This is a genomic window from Methylobacterium sp. Leaf94 (genome assembly GCF_001426045.1).
In the GTDB taxonomy this organism is placed as follows: domain Bacteria; phylum Pseudomonadota; class Alphaproteobacteria; order Rhizobiales; family Beijerinckiaceae; genus Methylobacterium.
Genome location: NZ_LMRM01000025.1, coordinates 25,886 through 34,553, shown reverse-complemented (window position 1 = coordinate 34,553; position 8,668 = coordinate 25,886). Strand labels below are relative to the sequence as shown.

At 66.4% G+C, this 8,668-nt stretch carries 8 protein-coding genes and 2 pseudogenes; 5 read left to right on the top strand and 5 right to left on the bottom strand.

All coding sequences use genetic code 11. The features are described 5' to 3' along the window. Positions 1–22 precede the first annotated feature (22 nt). The 3 genes from ASG63_RS14530 to ASG63_RS14520 form a co-directional block, all read right to left on the bottom strand. Positions 23–1,087 (bottom strand): alcohol dehydrogenase catalytic domain-containing protein, encoded by a 1,065-nt coding sequence (locus ASG63_RS14530; RefSeq protein WP_244479916.1) that lies wholly within the window; start codon positions 1,085–1,087, stop codon positions 23–25. Positions 1,088–1,331: 244 nt separating this feature from the next. Beyond that, complete coding sequence (locus ASG63_RS14525; protein ID WP_443189794.1) at positions 1,332–2,324, bottom strand: patatin-like phospholipase family protein; 993 nt, start codon at positions 2,322–2,324, stop codon at positions 1,332–1,334. A gap of 363 nt (positions 2,325–2,687) precedes the next feature. After that, complete coding sequence (locus ASG63_RS14520) at positions 2,688–2,849, bottom strand: hypothetical protein (protein ID WP_156394200.1); 162 nt, start codon at positions 2,847–2,849, stop codon at positions 2,688–2,690. Positions 2,850–2,992: 143 nt separating this feature from the next. On the opposite strand from ASG63_RS14520, the pseudogene ASG63_RS14515 reads away from it, so the two are divergent. Further along, positions 2,993–3,232 (top strand): annotated as a pseudogene (locus ASG63_RS14515) (PAS domain-containing sensor histidine kinase); the annotation flags it as partial. A gap of 173 nt (positions 3,233–3,405) precedes the next feature. Here the strand turns inward: ASG63_RS14515 and ASG63_RS24290 are convergent. Further along, positions 3,406–3,750: pseudogene (locus ASG63_RS24290) on the bottom strand (outer membrane protein assembly factor BamB family protein); the annotation flags it as partial. Between the two features lie 152 nt (positions 3,751–3,902). On the opposite strand from ASG63_RS24290, the gene ASG63_RS14510 reads away from it, so the two are divergent. From ASG63_RS14510 to ASG63_RS14495, 4 genes are read left to right on the top strand one after another with little or no spacing between them, the layout of a single operon-like run. Then, on the top strand, positions 3,903–4,400 hold the full coding sequence (locus tag ASG63_RS14510; protein ID WP_056217612.1) for a MarR family winged helix-turn-helix transcriptional regulator: 498 nt from the start codon (positions 3,903–3,905) through the stop codon (positions 4,398–4,400). Further along, positions 4,397–6,439 (top strand): FUSC family protein, encoded by a 2,043-nt coding sequence (locus ASG63_RS14505; RefSeq protein ID WP_056217610.1) that lies wholly within the window; start codon positions 4,397–4,399, stop codon positions 6,437–6,439. The genes ASG63_RS14510 and ASG63_RS14505 overlap by 4 nt, the downstream gene beginning before the upstream one ends. Continuing rightward, a complete protein-coding gene (locus tag ASG63_RS14500; RefSeq protein ID WP_056217607.1) occupies positions 6,436–6,645 on the top strand; it encodes a DUF1656 domain-containing protein in 210 nt (69 codons plus the stop codon). Before ASG63_RS14505 ends, ASG63_RS14500 begins: the two co-directional genes overlap by 4 nt. 56 nt (positions 6,646–6,701) lie before the next feature. Continuing rightward, positions 6,702–7,649, top strand: coding sequence for an efflux RND transporter periplasmic adaptor subunit (locus ASG63_RS14495; RefSeq protein ID WP_056217606.1), 948 nt, complete (start codon positions 6,702–6,704; stop codon positions 7,647–7,649). Between the two features lie 37 nt (positions 7,650–7,686). Here the strand turns inward: ASG63_RS14495 and rnk are convergent, their stop codons facing one another. Continuing rightward, positions 7,687–8,091, bottom strand: a complete 405-nt coding sequence (gene rnk / locus ASG63_RS14490; protein WP_056217598.1) for a nucleoside diphosphate kinase regulator — start codon at positions 8,089–8,091, stop codon at positions 7,687–7,689. Positions 8,092–8,668 lie beyond the last annotated feature (577 nt).

The following is an 8,668-nucleotide window of genomic DNA, read 5'->3' as shown; positions in this document are numbered from 1 at the left end:
TGCGCCATCACGCGCAGGCTGCCTAACCTCTCACCCCAGATGGACCAGAGCCTCCGCTCCTGAACACCGCTGAATGTCCCAAATCATCTGACGACGGACAGGTCAGGCCCTTGTTCATCAGGATGCCGAGGGCGACGGGCCCGACGGGGCCGGCAAACACGCCCGGCATCGAGACGTTGCCGCCGGGACGGCAGGCCAGGATCGCCTGGTTGAGGGCGAAGGGCCGCTCCAGGCTGACGGTGTGCTCCATGATGGCCGAAGAGACCTTCTGGAGCGTCGTGTCCGCACCGTGGGATTCCATGCCGACCGCTTCGATGACCGAGTCCGGACCGAGACCGTGAGTCATCTCCATGAGCGTGTCCTGCACGTTCTCCTTCGAGAGGTCGATGGTCTCGGCGCCTGCTTCCCGTGCGAGAGCAAGGCGCTCGGGCACGCTGTCGATGGCGATGACGCGCTTGGCGCCCAGCATCAGGCAGCACTTCACCGCGAGCACGCCGACCGGGCCGCAGCCCCAGATTGCCACGGTGTCCTCGGGGCCTATGTCGCAATGCTCGGCGGCCTGATAGGCGGTGGGGAAGATGTCGCTGAGGAACAGCACTTGCTCGTCGGTAAGACCCTCGGGCACCACGATGGGGCCGACATCGGCATAGGGCACTCGCAGGTACTCGGCCTGGCCGCCAGCGAACCCTCCGGTGATGTGCGAGAAGCCGAACAGGCCGGCCAGCAGATAGCCGTAGGTCTCGGCCTGGAGCTTGCCATTGGGATTGGTGCGCTCGCAGCAGCTCCAGTTGCCCCACTTGCACTGGCGGCACCCGCCGCAGCAGATGGTGAAGGGCACCACGATGCGGTCGCCGACCTTGAGCTTCTGGTTGTCGCGCCCGACCTCGATGACCTCGCCCATGGTCTCGTGTCCCAGGACGTCGCCGCACTCCATCGTGGGCATGAAGCCGCCCATGAGGTGCAGGTCCGAGCCGCAGATCGCGCAGGCGGTCACCTTGATGATGACGTCACGCCCGTGCTCGATCTTCGGGTCCGGCACGGTCTCGCACGAGATCTTGCCCCGGCTCTGCCACGTGAGTGCTTTCATCCTGTCGACGCTCCTGGTTCGAGGTGTGTCGGCACGGATGACCCCCGCCGCTTCCACCAGCGAGGTAATGTTCGTCACACGAGCGTGATCCGGTTGTCGAGGAATTTACTTCCACGTCGACCGTGCAGCCGAGCGCATAGCCTCGGCCGGAAAGCGGACCACGATGGTGTCCTTCCCCGTCTCCGTATGACGGTGCTACGGCGCCTCCAGGCGCGGTAGATGCGAGCGTGCCATCGGTGATCCCTCAAACCGCTTCGTAGACGAAGCGCCGACCATTGGGCGCCCCTCCAGTCAGCCTTGCCAGGCCATTGGCCATGTCCCGCCCGCCTGCCGCCCATCGGTCCCGGATCGAGGACGGCGAGAAGTCGAAGCTCTTTGCCGAGAGCTGGTCGGCGGCCGCTTTGTAGACCGTATGCAGCAACGTCACGGTCGGTCCGTTCGGCTCAAGCCGCTGCCTCATCTCGTACTCCCGCTCAAGGGCCGAGATCGTTCGGCGGCCCGCACTGGCGAAGATGAGGTCATTGGCCCGTTCCAGCACGGCATCGAGCGATGCTGGCCGGGGCGCCTGCAGGTTGAAGAGGTCCGAGGCGATGCAGAGTAGGTCGCGCGCCGGCTCATGCGCGAAGATCGGGTCCAGGGGCAGGTTGTTGGTGTAGCCAAGATCGCACAGCAGCCGCCCGTCGATCTCGACCGGTGGGAAGGCTGGAAGCAGAGAAGTGCTTGCAAGGACGTGCTCGGGCCGGACCGTCTCGTGCGCCGTATCGAAGTACACCTCCTCGCCTGACGCGACATCGACGCAGCCTATCGTCACGCGGGTATCGCCCCCATTCAGACGCTCGAAATCGACGTACCGCTTGATGCTCGTCAGCAGGGGCGCGTGATCGAACATCGCGACGTCGTTCGGCACCCCGGGCAGCGCCGACCATAGGCCGGGCCAGCGGTGCTGGAAGATGTTGGGCTGTCCCCAAGCGAGCGTCATCAGGGCGTGCAGCCCGTTGTAGACCTGCCGCGGCTTGAGCATGGCGGAGACGCTAGGGGCCGTGTGCTGGGTCGCCTCGCTCCAGAAGCGGCGGAGTTGGGGGATCCTATCCTCGGGAGCGTTCCCGGCGACGATGGCGGCCGTGACGGCCCCCATGGAGGCGCCCACGATCCGACCCGGTCGGATGCCGCGCTCGTGCAGGACCTCGTAGACGCCCGCGTGGTAGGCGCCGAGCGCGTTGCCGCCGCTCAGGACCAAGGCGATGTCGCACCTGGCCAACGCAGCGATGGCGTCCGGACCGCCTCCCACCGGGTCGTACGCGGAGGTGTTTCCATCCCCAACACTCGGTGGGCGGTCCGCTGAGGCGTGGTCGTTCTGGTTCGGTGACAAGCGCGAAGGAGCCTTGATGTTCGTGTGAGGGCCCATCCGGGCTGGGGGAAGGCCATGCGGGCCTGTTCGAGGTCGACGGCTTCGGAACCGAGACGCCTCGTGCCGCGTGATGTTCCGCGAAGCCAGCCACCTCACCTCAGGGGTCGCAACGTTTCACGCCTTGTCCGTCCGGTAGGGACCTGCGGAAAGGCCCGAGGATCGGCCGGGGTGCCTTGCCTTCCGAGGTTAGTCCTAGAGGCGGCGGCGGACGTCCCTCAGAACCGCCAGGGCATCCATGTCGGCCCAGAGCTCTTGCACCGCCTCCGAGGTGTTGAATCCCGTGCTCGCCAAGAGCAGGATCGTGGCAGTCCGGGCGGAGGTGGAGGCTTCCGCCTCGGTGATGCGGGCGCTCACCTCCGCAAGCCAGGTGGCCCGTCGAGAACTGGATATCATTGCCGGATACACGGTCATCCGTCGCCTCCCGTCCCTCGACGCAGGTCCGAGATCCCGTCGCGAAGGGTCCATGAAGGGTGTGACCATACAAGCGATTTAGACTTCGGGTCCAATCGCTCCCTTCGCGTTGGGTCGCGGGCCGGCGTATGAACGGGTCGCAGTTGGCGGTCGAGGCGCAGCGCCTGCGTCCCGGCCTGAAGGTCCTGCTGACCTCCGGCTACGTTGCCAACTTCGACGAGGGCCAGGTCATCTGCAAGGGTGAGCTCACCATCCTGAACAAGCCGTATCGGCGCGACGAGCTAGCCCGCTCGCTGCGTCACGTCCTGACCGGCGGGATGGGGTGATCCCCTTCCATCCGGCCAACGCAACGACCCCGTGCAAGGAAGTGGAAGCGGGCGTTCGTCACGCTGTCGTTCCAGTGGCGAGTTCGCGCCAGCCTTATACGGACCTCCATCTCGGCAATCCGAAGGCAGGCGGCACAAAAGCTCATCTTCTAAGTGCGAATTTAGCCCAAGCCTCACTCCGGAAAGGTGAAGACCAAGAGTGCATCGCCGGTGCCGAACCCGGACGCCTTGGTGAATGAGGAACCGCCCGCCGCGACAGCCACGTATTGTTTTCCATCAATGGAATAGGTCATCGCAGGACCGCTGATTTCGGCTCCGCATTGGAATCGCCAGAGGATTTCGCCCGTCCTTGCATCGTGAGCATCGGAATGGCCGTCCTCCTCACCGGAGAAGACGAGCCCCCCCGCCGTAGCCAGCGTGCCTCCCGAAAGACGGCTTGCGGCACGCACCGACCAGGCGATGCGATCGCCGTCCGCGAGGTCGACGGCTGTTAGGGTGCCGAAGGAGGGCTCGGCCTGAACTCCGCAGACTGTCCCAAATCATCTGACGACGGACAGCCGATGAAATCGCACGGTTCCATCAGCGTCGAATTGCAACCTAATAGGTAGATCGCTATTTGTGAGAATGCGATCCGCCGCCGAGCGTTTCCATAGGACAGCAAGGGGGTAACGTGGCCACGAAGGACCTACGCCAGCTGCATCGGGACTACACGCACGCCCTTCTCCTTGCGGGGAGACAGTGGCGGCGTGTCGCCAACGCGGCGGCGGAGATGCATGGGATCTCGGATGCGACGGCGCTGCCGCTGGTGCTGATCGGGCGTATGGAAGCCGATCCGCGCCAGAATGCCTTGGCCGAGGCGGTGGGCATCGAGGGCCCGTCGCTGGTCCGCCTTCTCGACCAGTTGGAGAAGGTGGGCTTGGTCCTGCGCAAGGAAGATCCGCTCGACCGCCGTGCCAAGGTGCTCAGCCTCACGCCGGCCGGCCAGAAGGTCGTTACGAAGCTGGAGGCCGATCTCACACGGTTGCGGGAGACGGTGTTCGCCGATGTGAGCGCCGCCGACCTGGAAGCCAGCATGCGGGTGTTCACGGCCATCCAGAACCACGGGCGCAACCCTTTTGGCGTCGATGACCTGAGAACAGAGGCAGCCCCTGAGGAGGCGGCCGAATGACCGTTCCCGGCTGGCGCGACTGGGCCTTCTCGCTGAAGACCTTCGGGGCCGGCATGCTGGCCCTGTTCCTGGCGTTCTGGATCGACCTGCCGAACCCCTACTGGGCACTCGGCACCGTCTACATCACCAGTCAGGTGCTCGCCGGCGCGACCCGTTCGAAGGCCCTCTACCGAGTGCTCGGGACGTTGCTCGGGGCGGTCGTGTCGGTCGCCCTCGTACCGAACCTCGTCAATTCGCCGGAACTCCTGACCCTGGCCATCGCGCTCTGGGTCGCGGCGTGCCTGTACTTCTCCCTTCTCGACCGAACACCACGCAGCTACCTCATGATGCTCGGCGGCTACACGGCGGCTTTGATCGGATTCCCGGCCGTCGGCGATCCCGGGACGATGTTCGACACCGCCGTGGCGCGGGCCGAGGAGATTACCCTCGGCATCATCTGCGCTGGCCTCATGAACACGGTCGTGCTGCCGCAGTCCGTGGCGCCCGTCATCACCGGCCGGCTCGACCTGTGGCTGCGCGATGCGCGCGCCTGGGTCATCGGCGTCCTCGGGGGCGCCCGCACGGGGGCGGACACGCAAGCAACCCGGTTGAAGCTGGCCTCGGACGCGGTCGCGTTCGACGCCCTGGCCACGCCGCTGCGCTACGACATGACGGGCGCGGAGCGCTCGGCCGATTCCATGGCAACCCTGCGCCAGCACATGCTGATGTTCCTGCCCATCGCCTCCGCGATCTCGGACCGCATCGAAACGCTGGAACGCGCGCGGGCCCTGCCGCAGCGCCTGCGCACCCTCCTCGACGACATGGCCGCGTGGCTCGCCTCGGGCACGACGGAGCGCGCCGAGGCCGAACGGTTGAAGGCCGAAGCGGACGCCATCGAACCAGGGCTCGGCGCGGGGCCGTCCTGGGACGCCCTCGTTCTGGCGAGCCTCCTGGCCCGGCTGCGCGACTTCATCGACCTGCGCCAGGACGCCCGCATCCTGCAGCGGCATATCGCAAACGGTACCCCGGTCACCGAGGACCTCACGTTCCGCTACACCGCCGCGGCGCGGACTATCCGCCACCGCGACCACGGCATGGCGCTTCTCTCGGCCGTGGGCGTGTTCATCACCATCCTGGTCACCTGCGCGATCTGGATCGCGACCGGGTGGCCGCACGGCTCGGCCGCCCCGATGATGGCGGCGGTAGGCTGCAGCTTCTTCGCCGCCCAGGACGACCCCGCGCCGTTCATCGTCAGCTTCGCCAACTCGGCGATCTTGGGTGCCGTCGGGGCGGGGGCCTACCTGTTCGCGATCCTGCCCCTCGCGACCACGTTCGAGATGCTGGTCCTGGCTCTGGCCCCGGCTCTCCTGCTCTGCGGGGTCTTTATGGCCCAGCCTAAGACCGCGCCGCTGGCCATGGGCGCGGCGGTCAACGGCTCGGCCATGATCGCCATCCAAGGCAGCTACAGCGCCGACTTCGCCGCCTTCACCAACTCGTCCGTCGCGGTCATCCTCGGGATGTGGGTGGCGGCCATTTTCACGCGCCTCGTCCGCTCGGTCGGCGCCGGCTGGTCGGCGCGGCGCCTGCGAGCCGTCAACCGCGGCGCCCTCGCTCGGGCAGCCAAGCGCCAGGGGGCGCAGAACGGTCTCGAACTCGCTGCCTTGATGCTCGACCGGGTCGGCTTGATCGCGCCGCGGCTGGCCGCCCTGCCATCCGACGATGCAGAGTGGACCGCCGACCTCCTCGCCGAGGTCCGGGTCGGCATCAACGTGGTGGAACTGCGACGCGACCGCCGGCAACTCTCGAACACGGCGCGGGAGGCGGTCGAGCGGCTCCTCGCCGCCCTGTACCGTCACTTTGAGGGCAAGGCCGACGACCCATCGCCCGAGCTTCTCGATACCATCGACGCAGCGCTCGACGCGGTCTCCGCCGATGCCGGGTCCCCGGCGGGCCGCGCCGCGCTCATGGGCCTCGTCGGCATCCGACGCGGGGTGTTCCCCGATGCCCGGCCCTACCTCTCGACCCTGCCTTCGTACACGCAACCGGAGCGAGCGGCATGACGGGTGAACTCGACCTCTACGGCGTCTTCGTGCCAAGCCTCGCGGCCTGGATGCTGACAGCCTTCATAATCAGCCTCCCGCTGCGTTGGGGTCTCGCCTGGATCGGCTTCTACCACCTCGTCTGGCACCGCCCCCTGTTCGACCTCGCGCTGTACGTCGTGCTCCTAGGCGCCGTCGTCTCGTTGGCGGTGCCGCTCACCTCGTGAGCCGCATATCCGTCCAGCCGTCCCGCCCGTCTCGACCTGTCACTCCGGAATCACCCATGCCTCGATTCCTCGCTCCCTCATTCCGCCTCCTCGTCACGCTAGGGATGGTCGCCGCGGCCGTCGTGGTCGGCTTGGCGCTATGGGACTACTACATGGAGGCGCCTTGGACTCGGGACGGGCGCGTGCGCGCCGACGTGGTACAGGTGGCGCCGGACGTCTCCGGCCTCGTCACCGAGGTGCTCATCGCCGACAACCAAGTGGTGAAGCGGGGCGACGTGCTGTTCCGAATCGACCCCGACCGCTTCGCCCTGGCGCTTCGCCAGGCCGAGGCCATGGTCGAGGGGAAGAAGGCAACCGCCGCGCAGGCCGCAGCCGACTACGCCCGCTACCTGAAGCTGAGCGACGCCGCCGCGTCCCAACAGAGGGTCGAGGCCGCCCAGGCCGCCGACCTGGAAGCCAAGGCGGCCTATGGCCAAGCGACGGCGGATCGGGACTTGGCCAAGCTCAACCTCGAACGCTCCGCAGTGAAGGCCTCGGTCAACGGGCGCATCACCAACATGGGCCTGCGCCCCGGCACCTACGTCTCGACGGGGCGGGGGGTGATGGCGCTCATCGACAGCGATACCCTCCGGGTCGAGGGCTACTTCGAGGAGACGAAGCTGCCCCGCATCCATGTCGGCGACCGGGCGAGCATCCGTCTGATGGGCGAGGCGGGGACGCTCACCGGCCATGTGGAGAGCTTCGCGGGCGGCATCGAGGACCGCGAGCGCACGGCCGGCTCCAGCCTGCTCGCCAGCGTCAACCCGACTTTCGCCTGGGTCCGGCTCGCCCAGCGCATTCCGGTGCGGATCAAGCTCGATGCGGTCATCGACGAGGTTCGGCTTGTCTCAGGCCGGACGGCGACGGTCGCGGTCGAACCCAAGGACGAGACGGCCCGGTTCGACCTGTTCGGGTTCTGGCGCAGGCCTTCGGCTCCTTCACTTCTGGACGGCAACGAACGCTGACTGGAGAAAGGCTCCGGATCTCCAGGGGGCGACCCTGCTAGACGAGTTCTGGGACCTTCACGTCAAGGATCGTCAGTCGCTTCACCGTTCCCGTGCGGGTTTGCCAGTCCATCGATTGACCGAGGGTCAATCCAATCAGGGCCGCCCCGATGGGCGTCAGAACGGACACTCTCCCCTGCTCGATGTCCGCCTCGCCCGGGTAAACAAGTGTCACGGTTTGAACCTTGCCCGTCGTGTCGTCCCTGAACTCGACCCGGCCCCCCATCTGGACGAGGCCGGACACGCACGCCCTGTCGCCGATGATTTTTGCCCGGTCCACTTCATCGGCGAGGAAGGAGGCAACCTCGGGCACACGGTCGGCGGCGAACGAAGCCAGCCGCGCCAGCCGTTCATGGTCGTCCTTCGTCATCTTGATGTGCGGCTTCGTCATTTTTTGCGACATGATCGTATAGTCCTTGCTGGTATTCCAAGTTGGGGCGATCAGGCGGCGCTTGGTGGCAGATCGTCGTCTTCGCCAAGACGAGCGGCGTCAGACCGATTGTCACCAGGCCCAGACTGCGGCCTTGAGTAATTCCTTCGCGAGAACGGTATTACGGTGCGTACCAGCGGGACCACATTGTGCGCTGTTTGCGCCACCCTCTCCCCTTCGCAAACGTCCCGGGGGCCGGTTGCAAGGGTGGGTGTCGGGTCGGGCTTGGAAGTGTCCATGACTTCTACTCCCGCAAGGACATGCCTACCGCTGATCCGACAGCAGGTCACGACGCAGGTAAGCCAACAGGCTAGCCTTATAGACTGCTACCCGTCGGTGAAACACTCGATGATTTTGGTTGGTCCTGGCGTAGGCCAGCACGCAATCCCCGAGCGGTCAGTGCACGCAGGCACCTCCGGCTCGGGGCTACTCGCCCGCGATAAGTCTCCCTGCCCGAAGCAGGTCCCGATGGGGAGGCCAACAATTGCGCATTATCTTTTCATCCTCACGGATGTCGACCTGCTTGTCAATTGCCGACCGCCGCACCTTC

What these genes read in the sequence shown, in the direction of transcription:
- ASG63_RS14530 (WP_244479916.1), bottom strand. Translation starts at nt 1,087, where the DNA reads ATGAAAGCACTCACGTGGCAGAGCCGGGGCAAGATCTCGTGCGAGACC.
- ASG63_RS14505 (WP_056217610.1), top strand. Translation starts at nt 4,397, where the DNA reads ATGACCGTTCCCGGCTGGCGCGACTGGGCCTTCTCGCTGAAGACCTTC.
- ASG63_RS14500 (WP_056217607.1), top strand. Translation starts at nt 6,436, where the DNA reads ATGACGGGTGAACTCGACCTCTACGGCGTCTTCGTGCCAAGCCTCGCG.
- ASG63_RS14495 (WP_056217606.1), top strand. Translation starts at nt 6,702, where the DNA reads ATGCCTCGATTCCTCGCTCCCTCATTCCGCCTCCTCGTCACGCTAGGG.
- rnk (WP_056217598.1), bottom strand. Translation starts at nt 8,091, where the DNA reads ATGTCGCAAAAAATGACGAAGCCGCACATCAAGATGACGAAGGACGAC.